General features: G+C 66.5%; 15 protein-coding genes. 7 read left to right on the plus strand and 8 right to left on the minus strand.

Features of this window, described 5'->3' with window-relative positions; all coding sequences use genetic code 11:
* Positions 1-155: 155 nt before the first annotated feature.
* On the minus strand, positions 156-1,154 hold the full coding sequence (locus tag A9W99_RS14520; RefSeq protein ID WP_067378883.1) for a 4-hydroxy-3-methylbut-2-enyl diphosphate reductase: 999 nt from the start codon (positions 1,152-1,154) through the stop codon (positions 156-158).
* Positions 1,155-1,243: 89 nt separating this feature from the next.
* Here A9W99_RS14520 and A9W99_RS14525 point away from each other — a divergent pair, with 89 nt between their 5' ends.
* The 4 genes from A9W99_RS14525 to A9W99_RS14540 all read left to right on the plus strand — a co-directional run bounded on the left by A9W99_RS14525 (position 1,244) and on the right by A9W99_RS14540 (position 4,507).
* Complete coding sequence (locus A9W99_RS14525; RefSeq protein ID WP_067378885.1) at positions 1,244-1,837, plus strand: lipid droplet-associated protein; 594 nt, start codon at positions 1,244-1,246, stop codon at positions 1,835-1,837.
* Complete coding sequence (gene xseA / locus A9W99_RS14530) at positions 1,834-3,081, plus strand: exodeoxyribonuclease VII large subunit (RefSeq protein WP_067378890.1); 1,248 nt, start codon at positions 1,834-1,836, stop codon at positions 3,079-3,081. The genes A9W99_RS14525 and xseA overlap by 4 nt, the downstream gene beginning before the upstream one ends.
* Positions 3,071-3,319: an exodeoxyribonuclease VII small subunit gene (locus A9W99_RS14535; RefSeq protein ID WP_067379090.1), complete on the plus strand. Its 249-nt coding sequence runs from the start codon at positions 3,071-3,073 to the stop codon at positions 3,317-3,319. Before xseA ends, A9W99_RS14535 begins: the two co-directional genes overlap by 11 nt.
* A gap of 63 nt (positions 3,320-3,382) precedes the next feature.
* Positions 3,383-4,507, plus strand: coding sequence for an NAD-dependent epimerase/dehydratase family protein (locus A9W99_RS14540; protein WP_067378895.1), 1,125 nt, complete (start codon positions 3,383-3,385; stop codon positions 4,505-4,507).
* 30 nt (positions 4,508-4,537) lie between these two features.
* On the opposite strand, the gene A9W99_RS14545 is transcribed toward A9W99_RS14540, so the two are convergent.
* Positions 4,538-5,335 carry a dienelactone hydrolase family protein gene (locus A9W99_RS14545; protein ID WP_067378899.1) on the minus strand — a complete coding sequence of 266 codons (798 nt, stop codon included), beginning with the start codon at positions 5,333-5,335 and terminating at the stop codon, positions 4,538-4,540.
* A gap of 21 nt (positions 5,336-5,356) precedes the next feature.
* Positions 5,357-6,043, minus strand: a complete 687-nt coding sequence (locus A9W99_RS14550; protein WP_067379099.1) for a DUF4245 domain-containing protein — start codon at positions 6,041-6,043, stop codon at positions 5,357-5,359.
* Positions 6,044-6,118: 75 nt separating this feature from the next.
* Between A9W99_RS14550 and glpX the strand changes: the two genes are divergently transcribed.
* From glpX to A9W99_RS14565, 3 genes are all read left to right on the plus strand, one after another.
* Positions 6,119-7,174 (plus strand): class II fructose-bisphosphatase, encoded by a 1,056-nt coding sequence (glpX, locus tag A9W99_RS14555; protein WP_067378902.1) that lies wholly within the window; start codon positions 6,119-6,121, stop codon positions 7,172-7,174.
* 17 nt (positions 7,175-7,191) lie between these two features.
* Positions 7,192-8,592 carry a class II fumarate hydratase gene (locus tag A9W99_RS14560; protein WP_067378905.1) on the plus strand — a complete coding sequence of 467 codons (1,401 nt, stop codon included), beginning with the start codon at positions 7,192-7,194 and terminating at the stop codon, positions 8,590-8,592.
* A gap of 114 nt (positions 8,593-8,706) precedes the next feature.
* Complete coding sequence (locus A9W99_RS14565; RefSeq protein ID WP_067378908.1) at positions 8,707-9,684, plus strand: hypothetical protein; 978 nt, start codon at positions 8,707-8,709, stop codon at positions 9,682-9,684.
* 7 nt (positions 9,685-9,691) lie between these two features.
* Here A9W99_RS14565 and A9W99_RS14570 read toward each other — a convergent pair whose 3' ends face one another.
* The 5 genes from A9W99_RS14570 to glyA form a co-directional block, all read right to left on the minus strand.
* Positions 9,692-11,089 carry an adenylate/guanylate cyclase domain-containing protein gene (locus A9W99_RS14570; protein ID WP_082930003.1) on the minus strand — a complete coding sequence of 466 codons (1,398 nt, stop codon included), beginning with the start codon at positions 11,087-11,089 and terminating at the stop codon, positions 9,692-9,694.
* 187 nt (positions 11,090-11,276) lie between these two features.
* Positions 11,277-12,152 (minus strand): polysaccharide deacetylase family protein, encoded by an 876-nt coding sequence (locus A9W99_RS14575; RefSeq protein WP_067378912.1) that lies wholly within the window; start codon positions 12,150-12,152, stop codon positions 11,277-11,279.
* 173 nt (positions 12,153-12,325) lie between these two features.
* A complete protein-coding gene (locus A9W99_RS14580) occupies positions 12,326-13,627 on the minus strand; it encodes a PhoH family protein (protein ID WP_067378915.1) in 1,302 nt (433 codons plus the stop codon).
* A gap of 236 nt (positions 13,628-13,863) precedes the next feature.
* Positions 13,864-14,691, minus strand: coding sequence for an acyl-ACP desaturase (locus tag A9W99_RS14585; protein WP_067379107.1), 828 nt, complete (start codon positions 14,689-14,691; stop codon positions 13,864-13,866).
* 63 nt (positions 14,692-14,754) lie between these two features.
* A complete protein-coding gene (gene glyA / locus A9W99_RS14590; protein WP_067378918.1) occupies positions 14,755-16,035 on the minus strand; it encodes a serine hydroxymethyltransferase in 1,281 nt (426 codons plus the stop codon).
* Positions 16,036-16,162 lie beyond the last annotated feature (127 nt).

Consider the following 16,162-nt stretch of genomic DNA (forward strand, 5'->3'; position numbering starts at 1 on the left):
CGGGCCCCCCCCCGCCCCACCCCCCGATCCCGCCGGCCCGCTCCCGCGGATCGCGGGACGACCGGCCGGCCGCCCCGCGGGCCGCGCGCCGGGGCCGGCCCCGCGGCCCACGCCGACACCAGGCCGAATCCTGGGAGTACGACTTCTAAGCCGGCTCAGAGCACTTTCCGGATTTCCCGGGGCAGGGCGAACACCAGCGTCTCGTTGGCCGTCGTCACCGGCTGCACCACGTCGAAACCGCAGTCGGCCAGCCGTTCCAGCACCCCACGCACCAGCACCTCGGGAACCGACGCACCCGAGGTGACGCCCACCGTGGTCACGCCCTCCAGCCACGCCGGGTCGATGTCGTCGGCCCAGTCGACCAGATGGGCGGCACGCGATCCGCCACCCAGCGCCACCTCGACCAGGCGCACCGAGTTCGACGAATTGCGCGAACCGACCACAATCACCAGCTCACACTCGGGCGCCATCGCCTTGACCGCGACCTGACGGTTCTGGGTCGCATAGCAGATGTCGTCACTGGGCGGGTCCTGCAACTTGGGGAACCGCTCACGCAAGCGCTCGACGATCTCCATCGTCTCGTCCACCGACAACGTGGTCTGCGACAACCAAACGACCTTGTCCTCGTCGCGCACCGTCACGTCGGCCACGGCTTCGACGCCGTCGACGAGCTGCACGTGATCGGGCGCCTCCCCCGCCGTACCGACGACCTCCTCGTGGCCCTCGTGGCCGATCAGCAGGATGTCGTAGTCGTCGCGCGCGAAGCGCCTGGCCTCGTTGTGCACCTTGGTGACCAGCGGACAGGTGGCGTCGATGGTCTGCAGGTTCCGCTCGGCGGCGGCCGCATAGACCGTCGGCGCGACACCGTGCGCGGAGAACACCACGATGGCACCCTCGGGAACCTGGTCGGGCTCTTCGACGAACACCGCACCGGCCTTGGCCAGCGTGTCGACCACGTGCCGGTTGTGCACGATCTCGTGGCGCACGTAGACCGGCGGCCCGTACTTCTCCAGCGCGCGCTCGACCGTCTCGACGGCTCGATCCACCCCGGCGCAGTAGCCGCGCGGCTCGGCCAGCAACACCCGTTTACGGACCGGACCGTCGACAACGGAGCTGCTCGCACCGGGAATCCCCATGTCGACAGTGGGTGGCATGACATTCAGGGTACTGACTGCCGGCACAGGCCGGCCAGGTCACGGCCCTCAGCTTGGCGTTAGCGGCCGCTTGAGGCAGGCTTGGGGCCATGGCTACTGCACCGTATGGGCTTCGGCTATTGGTCGGCGCGGCGACGGTCGCCGTCGAGGAGACGAAGAAACTGCCGCGAACCATCCTCATGTACCCGATGACGCTGGCCAGTCAGGCCGCGCACCTGGTGATGCGTTTTCAGCAAAACTTGGCTGACCTGGTGATCAAGGGCGACAGCACCCTCGAGGCGATTTTCCCGCCAAAGGACGAGCAGCCGGAGTGGGCGACGTTCGACGAAGATCTGCTCGAAGGCGACCGGACTGTGACTGCGCTGCCCGACGCCGGCGAGGGCGATCGCCGCGCGGAGGGCCGGTTCGCGTTGTACTCGGTTTCCGACACGTCAGACCCGCCGACCGAGCCGATATCCGCCAAGCAGTCGAAGAGGTCAGGGCCCAAGGCGACGGTTCCGGTGCCGGCGGTGGCGACCGAGCTCGACTACCCGGCGCTGACGCTGGCTCAGTTGCGGGCCAGGCTGCAATCGCTGCATGTCGACGAACTCGAAGCCCTGCTGGCCTACGAACAGGCCACCAAGGCCCGCGCCCCGTTCCAGACGCTGCTCGCCAACAGGATCACCCGCGCGAACGCGAAGTGACGCGATTGGATTCGGTGCCGAATTCCGCCGAGAATCCGTTCCCGGTTCGCGCCGTGGCCATTCGGGTCGCGGGCTGGATCGACAAACTGGGCATCGTGTGGGTCGAGGGACAGTTGGCGCAGATCACGATGCGGCCCAACAGCAATACGGTGTTCATGGTTTTGCGTGACCCGGCTGCCGACATGTCACTGACCGTGACCTGCTCGCGCGACCTGCTGCTGAGCGCACCGGTGAAGTTGGCCGAGGGCACCCAGGTGGTGGTGTGCGGCAAGCCGTCCTTCTACACCGGCCGAGGGACATTTTCGTTGCGGCTCAGCGAGATTCGCGCTGTGGGTGTGGGCGAGCTGCTGGCCCGCATCGATCGGCTGCGCCGGCTGCTGGACGCCGAAGGTCTGTTCGACCCGCGGCTCAAGCGGCCAATTCCATTCCTGCCCAACATGATCGGTCTGATCACCGGCCGCGCGAGTGCGGCCGAGCGCGACGTGACCACGGTGGCCGCCGCCCGCTGGCCGGCGGTACATTTCGCCGTCCGCAACACCGCCGTGCAGGGCCCCAACGCCGTTCCCCAGATCGTCGAGGCGCTGCGTGAACTCGATCAAGACCAGCACGTCGACGTGATCGTGCTGGCTCGTGGCGGCGGCAGCGTGGAGGATTTGCTGCCGTTTTCCGACGAGACGCTCTGCCGTGCGATCGCGGCCTGCCGCACCCCGGTGATCAGTGCGGTCGGCCACGAGCCCGACAATCCGCTGTGCGATCTGGTCGCCGATTTGCGGGCCGCCACCCCGACCGACGCGGCCAAGAAAGTCGTCCCTGACACCGCCGCCGAGCAACAGCTCGTCGACGAGCTGCGCCGGCGCAGTGCCCAGGCGCTGCGCAACTGGGTGTCCCGAGAGCAACGCACACTGGCCCAATTGCGCAGCCGCCCGGTGTTGGCGGCGCCCCTGACGGCGATCACCACCCGCGCCGACGAGATCCACCGGGCCCGGTCGGCGATTCGCCGCGACATCACCAGGTTGGTCGCTGCAGAGACCGAGCGTGTCGGTCACCTCTCCGCGCGGCTGGCGACGCTGGGTCCGGCGGCTACGTTGGCGCGCGGGTATGCCGTGGTGCAGACGGCCGTGCCCGGCGAGCCGACGCGGGTGTTGCGGTCGGTCGACGACGCCCCGGCCGGTACTCGGCTGCGGGTTCGGGTTGCCGACGGCGCGGTGGCGGCGGTCAGTGAAGGGCGCACCGATGGTTCCTGACGAAGAAGGCGTTCAGCCCGCTTCGGTTACGCCTATTAGTCAGCTTGGCTATGAAGATTGCCGGGACGAGCTGATCGAAGTCGTGCGCCTGCTGGAACAGGGTGGGCTAGATCTGGATGCGTCGCTGAAACTGTGGGAAAGAGGCGAGCAACTAGCCAAAAGGTGCGAAGAGCATCTGGCCGGCGCCCGTCAGCGGATAACCGACGCGCTCGGCGGCGGCCAGTCCGAGCAAGGGTGATCCGAGCCGTCGAGGCAGAGAATTTCCCGACCAAACTGGAACACGTTTCAGTTATTTTCGGCTATGCTTCGCGACACTATGGGTGATGCATCGCTGACAACCGACCTCGGCAAAGTCCTGGTCACCGGCGGCTCCGGTTTCGTCGGGGCCAACCTGGTGACCACACTGCTGGATCGCGGACACCAGGTACGTTCCTTCGATCGCGCGCCGTCGCCGCTACCCCAGCATCCGAAATTGGAGGTGCTGGAGGGTGACATCACCGATGTCGCCGTCTGCGCCGCGGCGGTGGACGGCATCGACACGATCTTCCACACCGCGGCGATCATCGAGCTGATGGGCGGTTCCTCGGTGACCGAGGAATACCGCAATCGCAGCTACTCGGTGAACGTGGGCGGTACCAAAAACCTGGTGCACGAGGGGCAAAAGGCCGGCGTTAAGCGGTTCGTCTACACCGCATCGAACAGTGTGGTGATGGGCGGCAAGCGGATCTCCGGCGGAGACGAGACAATGCCCTACACCGACCGGTTCGCCGACCTCTACACCGAAACCAAAGTGGTCGCAGAGAAGTTCGTGCTGTCCCAGAATGGCGTCGACGGCTTGCTCACCTGTTCCATTCGGCCCAGCGGCATCTGGGGCCGCGGCGATCAGACCATGTTCCGGAAGCTATTCGAAAGTGTGGTCGCCGGCCACGTCAAGGTCCTAGTCGGCGGCAAGAACGCCAAGCTGGATAACTCTTACGTGCACAACCTGATTCACGGTTTCATCCTGGCCGCCGAGCACTTGGTGGAGGGCGGCACCGCCCCCGGGCAGGCCTACTTCATCAACGACGGTGAGCCGATCAACATGTTCGAGTTCGCGCGGCCGGTCGTCACGGCGTGCGGGCAGCCGTGGCCGAAGATGCGGGTATCGGGCCGGCTGGTGCGCGATGTGATGAAGGTGTGGCAGTGGCTGCACTTCAAGTTCGGGCTACCCAAGCCGCCGCTGGAACCCCTTGCGGTGGAACGGCTTTACCTCGACAATTACTTTTCCATCGCGAAGGCCCAGCGCGATCTGGGCTACCGTCCGCTGTTCACCACCAAGCAGGCCATGGACGAGTGCCTGCCTTACTACGTCGACCTTTTCGAACAGGTCAGGGCGGCGTCCAAGCCCCACCTGGCGTCCGTCGTCACCGCGCCCCCGCCGGAGTAGCCTCCGGCGGCTGCGACCGCGAAAGTGCAACTAGGTAAGCCGCTGCGTCAGGAATTCGACCACCCGTTTGCGGGCCTCGTAGGCCGCTTGGCCCTCGACCTCGCGGACCTCGTCGGTAAGCACCGAGTGCGCCATCTTGCCGAAACCGCCTTCGTTGCCGGGGCCGGAATCGATCTCGATCACCTCGAAAGCATCACCGAGCCGCTCCTTGAGCACCGTGAACCGTTCGCCCGGGGCCATCTTGTCCGCGCTGAACCGCAACCCCATGGCGCACAAGCCGTCGTTGGCGCACCGCTCGGCAACGCTGGTCAGCTCGGATTCGCTCAGCCCGGGGTCACGGCGATGCGCCGCGGCCAGCGCAATCGGAACCGACGGCTGACTGAGCACCGGAGCCAGCACGCTGTCGTCGACGGCGGCGGCCAGCGCGAAGCCGCCGGTGAAGCACTGGCCGATCACCCCGACGCCCTTGCCCGGTGTCGAGGCATTCAGGTCGCGAGCCAGCGCACGCAGGAACGACGACACCGGCCGCTGCTTGTTCAGCGCGAACGCTGCGAATTCCCTTGCCACACAAGCCCGCGCGATGACTGCGGCGGTGTAGCCGACCGTCTTCGGCTTGCCCGGCTGACCGAACAGCGACGGGATCGCGACGGTGAATCCGTTGTCCACCAGGTGATTACCGAGCCCCAGCACTCCGGGATGGATTCCCGGGATCTCCGGAATCAGCACCACCCCGGGGCCGGCACCTTTGCGATAGACATCGTGGGTGTAGCCGCCACCGCTGAACGGTGCCGCCGACCATCCGGACAAATCTGCTTCGGGTGCAGTCACTGGTGTCCCTCCTCGGAGGCGCTATCGGGCCGGTAACGGCGGCTGCGATTGCGTCGCGGACGCCAGCGTACGGAATTGCTCGGTGCTGCCGGCACCGGTGATCGCGACCTGAGTGCGGCCGCCAGGACCGGTGAGCGCGGTCGTCCACACCGGCTCGGAGTCGACCCCTTGCCCGCTGCTCTGGTAGACCACCCAATTGGTGCCGGCGACGTCGACGGCACCGGTCGGATACGCGGACCGGTGAATCGAGCCGACCAGTTTGTCCTCGTCGGCGTTGCTCTGCGTCAGGCTCAGATACCGTCCAGTAGGGGTGATGTATCCGACGGTCGAGGTCGCCGCGTTCAGCCGCTGACCGGTCGACGGGTCGGTTCGCCCGTTCTCGATACCGCCGCGGCTGCCGGAGTTGGACCGCCAGCCCGTCGGCAACTGCGGCATGCGGATCGGAAAGCCCAGCGTGGCGGCGTCGGCCCGCAACGCCGCCGCCGCGTCGTAGGACGGGATGCGTCCCTCGTGGGTGCGTCCTGGCTGGAACGAACACATCCCGACCAGCGCCGCCAACAGAATGCACCCGATCACCAGCGGCGCGAGCGACCAGAACATGTCCCGGCCGTCCTGCAGCAACCTCGGTTTGGCCGGCTTAGGAACTGGCCCCTGTGCGGGCCCGGGTGCCGCCGTATCCGGGGCGTTCGGCGTCGGGTCCGCGGTCACGTCGTCGAGTATCCCAGCCGAACGGTAACAGCCCAGATCCAGGCGACCGATCTGCTTCTGGGACAATCAACAACCATGACAGCTGAGGGCGACCGCTCGTCGCAGCCACGGCCGCGCGGTGAAGCCCCCGATCGCAACCTGGCCCTCGAACTCGTGCGGGTCACCGAGGCTGGCGCGATGGCCGCGGGCCGCTGGGTCGGCCGCGGCGACAAAGAGGGCGGCGACGGCGCGGCGGTTGACGCCATGCGTGAACTGGTCAACACCGTCTCGATGCGCGGCGTGGTCGTCATCGGCGAGGGCGAGAAGGATCACGCGCCGATGCTCTACAACGGCGAGGAGGTCGGCAACGGCGACGGCCCGGACTGCGACTTCGCGGTGGACCCGATCGATGGCACCACGCTGATGAGCAAGGGCATGCCCAACGCCATCTCGGTACTGGCGGTGGCCGACCGCGGCGCGATGTTCGACCCGTCGGCGGTGTTCTACATGAACAAGATCGCCGTCGGCCCCGAAGCCGCGCACGTGCTGGACATCACGGCGCCAATCGCCGACAACATTCGCGCAGTCGCCAAGGTCAAAGACCTGTCGGTGCGCGACATGACCGTGTGCATCCTGGACAGGCCCCGGCATGCGCAGCTGATCGACGACGTCCGCGCCACCGGTGCCCGGATCCGGCTGATCACCGATGGCGACGTCGCCGGCGCGATCTCCGCGTGCCGGCCGGGCTCGGGCACCGACATGCTGGCCGGCATCGGGGGTACCCCGGAGGGCATCATCACCGCGGCCGCCATCCGCTGCATGGGCGGGGCGATCCAGGCGCAGCTGGCCCCCAAGGACGACGCGGAACGCGACAAGGCACTGGACGCCGGCTACGACCTAGACAGGGTGCTGACCACCGAAGACCTGGTTTCCGGTGAGAACGTCTTCTTCTGCGCCACCGGTGTCACCGACGGCGACCTGCTCAAGGGTGTGCGCTACTACCCCGGCGGGTGCACTACCCAATCGATCGTCATGCGTTCCAAATCCGGCACCGTGCGGATGATCGAGGCCTACCACCGGCTTTCGAAGCTCAATGAGTACTCCGCCATCGACTTCACCGGCGACTCCAACGCCCAGTATCCGCTTCCCTAACCGAATCAAGGATCCGCATGTCTGACGAATACCGCATCGAGCACGACACCATGGGCGAGGTGCGGGTGCCGGCAAAAGCGTTGTGGCGCGCCCAAACCCAGCGTGCGGTGGAGAACTTCCCGATCTCGGGCCGCGGCTTGGAGCGCACTCAGATCCGCGCGTTGGGCCTGCTGAAGGGTGCTTGCGCGCAAGTGAACAAAGAACTCGGGTTGCTGGCACCGGAAAAAGCCGACGCGATCATCGCCGCGGCCGCTGAGATCGCCGACGGTCAACACGACGACCAGTTCCCCATCGACGTCTTCCAAACCGGCTCAGGCACCAGCTCGAACATGAACACCAACGAGGTGATCGCGTCCATCGCGGCCGCCAACGGCGTTCAAGTGCATCCCAATGACGACGTCAACATGTCGCAGTCGTCCAACGACACCTTCCCGACCGCCACCCACATCGCCGCCACCGAAGCCGCGGTGCGCTACCTCGTTCCGGCGCTCGAAGAACTGCACGAGGCGCTGGCGGCCAAGGCCCGCGAGTGGCACACCGTGGTCAAGTCGGGCCGCACCCACCTGATGGACGCGGTGCCGGTGACGCTCGGCCAGGAGTTCAGCGGGTATGCCCGCCAGATCCAGGCCGGTGCCGAGCGGGTACGGGCCACGCTGCCTCGGCTGGGTGAACTGGCGATCGGTGGTACCGCGGTGGGTACCGGCGTCAATGCGCCGGACGGCTTCGGGGCCAAGGTGGTGCAGACGCTGGTCTCCGAGACTGGCCTCACCGAATTGCGCACGGCGGAAAACTCTTTCGAAGCCCAAGCCGCCCGCGACGGGTTGGTGGAGGCGTCGGGCGCGCTGCGCACGATCGCCGTGTCACTGACCAAGATCGCCAACGACATTCGCTGGATGGGATCCGGCCCGCTGACCGGCCTGGCCGAAATCCAGCTGCCAGACCTGCAGCCGGGTAGCTCGATCATGCCGGGCAAGGTGAACCCCGTTCTGCCCGAAGCGGTGACACAGGTCGCCGCCCAGGTGATCGGCAACGATGCCGCGGTCGCTTGGGGAGGGGCGAACGGCGCGTTCGAACTCAACGTCTACATCCCGATGATGGCTCGCAACATCCTGGAGTCGTTCAAGCTGCTGACCAACGTGTCGAGGCTGTTCGCGCAGCGCTGCATCGTCGGGCTGAAAGCCAACGTCGAGCACCTGCGCGAGCTGGCCGAGTCGTCGCCGTCCATCGTGACCCCGTTGAACTCGGCCATCGGCTACGAGGAGGCCGCCGCGGTGGCCAAACAAGCGCTCAAGGAACGCAAAACCATCCGCCAGACCGTCATCGACCGCGGCCTGATCGGCGACAAGCTCTCGATCGAGGAATTGGACCGCCGGCTCGACGTGCTGGCGATGGCTAAGGTGGCCCAGGACCAGACGTAAGTCGGTCAGATGAGCGCGACGGCGAGGTTGCGCACATAATTGCGTGACGCGGTCGCGTGATCACCTCAAGGGAGGTGGTCTTTAGAGCGAAGGGTGAGTAAGGGTGATTCGGCGATGACGGCTCCTCCGGGTGGTCCCTACGGCCAGGATCCCTACGGAGCGAATCCGTATGGGCAGGACCCAACACAGTGGGGAGGTCAGCCGCAGGGCTACCCGTACCCGCAGGGCGATCCCTACCAGCAGGGCGGGACCTATCCCTACCCGCAAGGTGGTGTCAACCAGCCGGGCGCGCCCGGCTACTCGCCCCAGCAGTACCCGCAACCCGGTCAGCAGGCTCCTCCGGGCTGGTCCACCGGGTCTTATCCGCCGGGTCCCCCACCGAATCGCTCGAAGCTACCGTGGTTGATCATCGCCGGCATCGCAGTGCTGGGCGTCATCGCGCTGGTGTTGATCTTGGTGTTCGCCGGCGGCAAGGACAACAAGTCGACCAACGCCGCGACGACGACTGCCGGGCCCAGCCCCGCGACGTCGGAGCCGCCCAATACCGAGCAGACCGCAACGGACTGCACGCCGAATGTCTCCCCCGGCGACAAGCCCACCGGCGACATGATCAGCGCGGGCAAGCTGTCCTTCCCGGCCAGTGCTGCACCCGGGTGGGAACCGTTCGCGGACGACCAGACCCCGAATCTCATTGGCGCAGTGGGTCTTAGCGCGGAGGTGCCCGGAGCCAGCCAGTGGATCATGCAGGCCGAGGTCGGTGTCACCAACTTCGTGCCCAGCATGAATGTTTCTGCGCAGGCGTCGAAGTTGATGCAGTGCATCGCCGCCGGCCCGGGCTACGCCAACGCCGCGCCGAGCCTCGGCCCGACGAAGTCGTCGTCCATCAAGGTCGACGGGGTCACGGCAGAACGACTCGAGGCCGACATCTCGATCGGTGACACCGCCCGCAACGTCAAGGGGGACACCGTCACCATCGTCGCGGTCGCGACCAAGCCGGTGACCATATTCATGGGCGCCACACCGATCGGCGATGCGGCTTCGGCCGGGGTCATCAACGGCGTCATCGCGGCACTGAAGGTCGCCAAGAGCTGATAGCGCCCTACGCCGGGCCCGTCGGCGTCGAGACCTGAGTGGCTTCGGAGCGTCCGCGCAGCACGGTGGAATAGCATTCCGTCCAGCGTTCGCGCTCACCGTCGTCGGCTCGTTCGATGGCCGCGGCGGCGCACAGGATCCGCCGGTCGGACGTTTTGGCGAGATCGGCCAGCCGCGCGGCCTCGTTGACCGCGTCACCGATAACCGTGTATTCGTAACGGTTTTCGGCTCCAATGTTGCCTGCGAATACTCGGCCCGCCGACACGCCGATGCCGAAGTCGACCACGGGCAGCCGGCGCAGTTCGGTGGCCAGCGTGCGGGCGGCCGCCAACGCTGCGGATGCCGGATCGGCCATCTTCAGCGGCGCCCCGAAGATGGCCAGTGCTGCATCGCCTTCGAATTTGTTGATCAGCCCGCTGTGTTCATCGACGGCCTCGACCACTATCCGGAAGAAGTCGTTGAGCACCTCGGCAACCTCTTGCGGCGGACGGCTTTCCGCCAACCTTGTCGAGCCCACCAAGTCGATGAACAGCACGGCCGCCTCTACCACGTCGCCCGACAACGACGCGCCCTCCTCGAGGGCGCGCTGGACGACGTCCGTGCCGACGTGGCGCCCGAAAAGGTCGCGCAGCCTGTCGCGTTCGGCGAGGCCGGCAACCATTCGATTGAAACCCGTTTGCAGACGCCCGATTTGGGACCGCTCGTAAGCACCGACGGAAGTCTCGATGTTGCCGTGTTCGACTTCGGCCATCGCGTCGACGACCTCGCTGACCGGATCGGCAATGGACCGGGAGGTCAGAATCATGATCGGTAGCCCCAACACCACCGCGGCCAGCACTACGACCAAGACGGGCACATCCACCGATGCGTCTTTCGGAATGATCCAGCCGTTCGAGCGAAGAATTATCAGGATCGCGATGATCGCGACGGGGAGCGCAGTGCACAAGAACCACATCAACACCAGGCGCGCGAGCACGCCCGGTGTCGACAGCCGAGGTTCGCAGTCGCGCGTGGCCGCGACCATGATCGGACGCAGGGTGCGTTGTGCCAGCAATAGTCCCGTGCCCGCGGCAGCAATGCCGCCGAGCACCACACCCAGCAGGATGGGCAGCAGAAGCGAAGCGCCGCCGTTGTGGTTCACCAGCATCAGCACTGCCCCGCACCCCGCCCAGGTCGCCAACAGGATCGCCGACTGCCGACCGGCCAGTTTCATGGCGGTTGCCCGTTGGCGCGAATCCGGCTGATCGCCGCTGACGTACCACCGCAGGGTGGGTGCCAAGTTCACCATTCCGGCCACTGCCACGATGGTGAGCCCGAGCACGATCAGCACCAGCACCAATGGCGTGTTGTTGCGCGCGAAGTCGACGTTCAACGCGCCCGAGGTGCGACTTCTGAGCGGGATCATGATTGCTGCGGCGCCCGTGACGGCACAGACATAGGACAGCGCAAGCTCCCCGGCGTACTGAATCAACAACTGGCGGGAGCGCTTTCGGAATTCCACGCCGGCGGGTGCCGGATCACGCGGTCGTCGCGCACCCCAAGTTTGGAGCCAGCCCGCTTTCGCCACCCAATCAAGGTAGCGGGCTGCACTTCTAGGCGCCGTTGTTCGGCCCCCCGGAGTTCTGCCCCGGAATGTCGGTGATCGGGAAGTTGGGCATCGGCTTGGGCGACGGCGTGTTGGGCAGCGCCGGAATTTCGCCGGCTGGAATGTCATGCAGTTCGTTGACGGGGGGGCCGTTTTCGCGGCCGCCGTAGCTGCTGCCCGGGGCACGCGGGCCGAGCAGCTCGCTGACCGTCACCAGGTGGTATCCGTTGGCCTTGAGCACCGGGATGAACTGGTATACCAGGTCGACGGTGCTCGAATAGGTGTCATGGAACAACACCACAGAGCCCGGCTTGATCTGCCGCATCAGCACCGACCGGGTCGCGGCCGTGTTCGAGTCGTTGGCCCAGTCGAAAGGGATGACGTCCCAGAGTATTTCGGCCAAGCCGAAGCGGCCGGCGGTCTGGCGCACCGCATCGTTGGAAAGCCCGCCCGCGGGCCGAAAAAGCGCGGGCGTGCGACCGGTTGCAGCAGTTATCGCATCGTTGGCCTTGGCGAACTGGGCGGCGATGTCCTCGGCGGGGATTGTCGTCATGTTGGGGTGTTCCCAGGTGTGGCTACCGATCTCCATTCCAGCGTCCGCGATGCGCTTGGCTCCACCCGGGTTGGCGGCCACTTTGTTGCCGATCAGGAAGAAGGTTGCCTTGGAGTCGCTGTTCTTCAGTACTTGCAGCAGTCGGTCGGTGTACGGGCTCGGCCCGTCGTCGAACGTCAGCGCAACGCACTTCACCACCGCGCAATTTTGGTTGTCCGCGCGCGTCAAGTGTCCGGTGAGACCGCCGATGACCAGCACTGCCCCGGCCGCTACGACGCCGATGACGGTCCGCCAGTAGCGCCAGGCCTGGGTGTCAGGTCTTTTCGGCACGATGGCAGCCTACCGGGCGTCGAGTGTGAAGCCTGGGCGTCGAGTGTGCATCCTGGGCTTTGCGGGTGAATCCCGGGCGGAAAAATTGCCGAGTTCCCGCCGTGGCTTCACGCGCAAAGCCCACGATTCACGACGAAAACCCTGCGTTCACTGGCAACGCCCTGCACGCACACTCAGTGCGGACCGGTGATCTCCTCGAGCATCTCAGTCACCAGGGCGGCGATCGGCGATCGTTCGCTGCGGAGCAGCGTGATGTGGGCGAACAATGGGTGCCCTTTGAGCTTCTCGATCACCGCTGCCACGCCGTCGTGGCGGCCGACCCGCAAATTGTCCCGCTGGGCGATGTCATGGGTCAACACCACCCGAGAACCCGTGCCGAGCCTGGACAACACGGTGAGCAGGACATTGCGCTCCAGCGACTGCGCCTCGTCGACGATCACGAACGAGTCGTGCAACGAGCGGCCGCGGATGTGGGTGAGCGGCAGGACCTCGAGCATGCCCCGGGAGAGCACCTCGTCGAGCACCGCTGGGCTGGCCAGGCCTTCGAGGGTGTCGAATACCGCCTGCGCCCACGGGCCCATCTTCTCGCTCTCGCTGCCGGGTAGATAGCCGAGTTCCTGGCCGCCCACCGCATACAGCGGGCGGAACACCACCACCTTGCGGTGGGTGCGTCGCTCCAGTACTGCCTCCAGGCCGGCGCACAGCGCCAGCGCCGACTTTCCGGTGCCGGCCTTACCACCCAGCGACACGATGCCCACCGATTCGTCGAGCAGCAGATCCAGCGCCACCCGCTGCTCGGCCGAACGCCCGCGCAGCCCGAACACCTCGCGGTCACCGCGCACCAGCTGGACGCGCTTGGCAGGCGTTACCCGGCCAAGCGCGTGCGAGCTGCCGCCCAGCAACCGAATTCCGGTGTGGCAGGGCAGGTCCCGAGCTTCGGCCAAGTCGATCTCGCCGTCGGCGAACAGTGCGTCGATGTCCTGGGGCGCAGTCTCGATTTCACGCATTCCAGACCACCCCGATACCACGACGTCCTGAGCGTGATATTCGTCGGCGGCAAGGCCGACGGCGGCGGCCTTCACCCGAAGCGGAATGTCCTTGCTGACCAAGGTGACTCGCTGACCCTCCGCCGCCAGATTGGCCGCGCAGCACAGGATCCGGGAGTCGTTGCTGTCCGTCCGGAAGCCGGCGGGTAGCACCGCCGGATCGGTGTGATTGAGCTCGACACGCAACGAACCGCCTTGTGTGCCAACCGGAATAGGCTGATCAAGCCTTCCGTGCTCGAGTCGAAGGTCGTCGAACAAGCGCAGCGCCTGGCGAGCGAACCAGCCGAGTTCGTGATGGTGGCGTTTGGCCTCCAGCTCGCTGATTACCACCAGGGGGACCACTACGTCGTGTTCGGCGAACCGGCTGCACGCCCACGGATCGGACAGCAGCACGGAGGTGTCGAGCACATACGTCCGGGTATCGGTCACGGAGCGCTCCTATGGGCTTATGGGCTTCAAAAGGCCCAGTCGCCCGCGCGGACCCACACGGGCATGTCGGCGGGGGCCGCGGCACCAGGACCGGGGCCGGTCCTGCCTTCACGAAAACCGGAGCAGTAACCGGGAGTGCCGCCCTGGCAGCTGGGAATGTCGCTGGCCATCGGATGCGACGCTACTCCGGTGGCGACATGCCTGCAGGGCAGGCGCGCCGACGTCGGGAATTCTCCTTAGCCGGTGACGAATTGCTTCAATTGCGGCTCGCCGGCCACGCCCCATTCGGTGATGCGGTCGGAGATCGCCAGGCGCAACTGCGCATCGTCGAAGATGCCGGCCTGGGCGACGTTGCGCACCTTGTCTTGGTAGGCGTCGATGTCAGCGCCGAGCACCTGCAGGTCGGCGGCACGGGAAGCAATCGCGGCGATGGTCTCGTCGCGCGTGTACTCGAGGCAGTGCGCGACGAGCTTGGCGAACAACTGCTCGTGTCGCTGTTCGTCGCGGGCGATCCGGTCGATGAGCCCGGCCAAGACCGGCTCCTCGAGCTGCGCCGCTAGGTTGCGGCAGAAGACGGCGTAGCAGCGCTCCGACAGCGCCATCTGAACCAGGAGTTCGACCTGTGAGAGCTTGTCGGCGCGATAGCCCTTCATCACGTACTGGACCCGAACCTCCTCGTTGGCGGTCGGGTCGACCTCACGGGTAACTACCAGGTATTCGCGCAGTGCGATGGCGTGCAGATGCTCCTCGGCGGTCCATCTGCCGAGCCAGCGGCCCCACCACTCCTCGAGAATGAAGTGCTCGACGAGCTCGCGGTGATGGCTGGCCAGGTTGTCCTTGAGGATCAGCAAGATCTCGCAGGCGTCCGTGAGAGTTCGGGGCAGTGTCGCCTGGGAAGGATCCCAATCGCGGCCGCCGAGGAAGGCGAAGTTCTCGCCGCGGTCGAACGGCACGTAGTCGTGTGCGAACCAGAGCTCCTCGGTGTTGAGGTGGCGGTCCATTTCGGCTTCCACCACGGGCTCCAGCTCGAGGATCAGCGCGTTAGGGACAGGTTTCTGTGCCATGCGGTAACTGTAACCCGCGTACACAGGTTCCCTCAAATTGCCGATGTGGCGTGTCGTGCGGCGCTAGCCGCCGGCCAGACTCCAGTCTTCGAGACCCTCGTAGAGGGGGAATTCCCTGGCCAGCCGGGTCGTCCGCTGCCGCAGGCCGGCAATATCGGCACCGCTGCCGCCGGCAAGGGCCGTCGCGATGATGTCGGCGACCTCAGCGAACTCGGCGTCGCCGAAGCCTCTGGTGGCCAGTGCCGGGGTCCCGATCCGCAAGCCCGAGGTCACCATCGGCGGCCGAGGGTCGTTGGGAACCGCGTTGCGGTTGACCGTGATGCCGACCTCGTGCAGCAGGTCCTCAGCGGCCTGGCCGTCGAGCGGCGAGTTGCGCAGGTCTACCAGCACCAGATGGACGTCGGTGCCACCGCTGACCACCGACACGCCGGCCTTGGCGACGTCGTCGGCCAGCAGTCGATCGGCGAGGATGCGCGCGCCCGAGAGGGTGCGTTGCTGCCGTTCGGCGAATTCGGGGGTGGCCGCGATCTTCAGCGCAACCGCCTTGCCGGCGATCACATGCATCAGCGGGCCGCCCTGCTGGCCGGGGAAAACCGCGGAGTTGACGGCCTTGGCGTACTCCTGCTTGCCCAGGATCATCCCGGAACGTCCACCGCCGAGGGTCTTGTGGATGGTGGTGGACACCACCTCTGCGTGCGGCACCGGCGACGGATGCAATCCCGCGGCGACCAGCCCCGCGAAATGGGCCATGTCGACCCAGAGCTTGGCGCCGACCTCGTCGGCGATGGACCGGAATGCGGCAAAGTCGAGGATCCGCGGATAGGCCGACCAGCCGGCGATGATCACCTTCGGGCGGAACTCGAGCGCCTGCGCCCGCAGCGCATCCATGTCGATCAGGTGCGTGATCGGGTCGACGCCGTAGAAGCCGTTTTCGTAGAGCTTGCCGGAGAAGTTCAGCCGCATGCCGTGGGTGAGGTGCCCGCCGTTTGCCAGGTCGAGGCCCAACAGCCGCTCCCCCGGTGTCATCAGTGCGGCCAGCACGGCGGCGTTGGCCTGGGCACCGGAATGCGGCTGCACGTTGGCGAAGTCCGCGCCGAACAATGCCTTGGCGCGGTCACGGGCAATGTTTTCGACGACGTCTACGTGCTCGCATCCGCCGTAATAGCGCCGGCCGGGCAGGCCCTCGGCGTACTTGTTGGTCAGCACACTGCCCTGGGCCTGCAGCACCGCACGCGGTACGAAGTTCTCCGACGCGATCATCTCCAGGGTGTCGCGCTGGCGGCCCAGTTCTTTGCCCAGCAGCTCGGCGATGTCCGGATCGACCTCGGCGAGCGGGGCAGACATCACGGACGCGTTTTGAGCAGTAGCAGTGCGGGCGTCAGGTGCGGCAGTCACGGGGGCCAGTCTATCCAGCGGCACTGTCCAACTGAGCTGCCTGCGCCGGCAGCGCGCGATCAGCTGGTCGCGACAA

It is taken from the genome of Mycobacterium sp. 1164966.3 (assembly GCF_001665395.1).
GTDB lineage: Bacteria > Actinomycetota > Actinomycetes > Mycobacteriales > Mycobacteriaceae > Mycobacterium.

Coding starts and splice junctions, on each gene's coding strand:
- A9W99_RS14520 (WP_067378883.1), bottom strand. CDS start 1,154: ATGCCACCCACTGTCGACATGGGGATTCCCGGTGCGAGCAGCTCCGTT.
- A9W99_RS14525 (WP_067378885.1), top strand. CDS start 1,244: ATGGCTACTGCACCGTATGGGCTTCGGCTATTGGTCGGCGCGGCGACG.
- A9W99_RS14535 (WP_067379090.1), top strand. CDS start 3,071: ATGGTTCCTGACGAAGAAGGCGTTCAGCCCGCTTCGGTTACGCCTATT.
- A9W99_RS14540 (WP_067378895.1), top strand. CDS start 3,383: ATGCTTCGCGACACTATGGGTGATGCATCGCTGACAACCGACCTCGGC.
- glpX (WP_067378902.1), top strand. CDS start 6,119: ATGACAGCTGAGGGCGACCGCTCGTCGCAGCCACGGCCGCGCGGTGAA.
- A9W99_RS14560 (WP_067378905.1), top strand. CDS start 7,192: ATGTCTGACGAATACCGCATCGAGCACGACACCATGGGCGAGGTGCGG.
- A9W99_RS14565 (WP_067378908.1), top strand. CDS start 8,707: ATGACGGCTCCTCCGGGTGGTCCCTACGGCCAGGATCCCTACGGAGCG.
- A9W99_RS14570 (WP_082930003.1), bottom strand. CDS start 11,089: ATGATCCCGCTCAGAAGTCGCACCTCGGGCGCGTTGAACGTCGACTTC.
- A9W99_RS14585 (WP_067379107.1), bottom strand. CDS start 14,691: ATGGCACAGAAACCTGTCCCTAACGCGCTGATCCTCGAGCTGGAGCCC.
- glyA (WP_067378918.1), bottom strand. CDS start 16,035: ATGTCTGCCCCGCTCGCCGAGGTCGATCCGGACATCGCCGAGCTGCTG.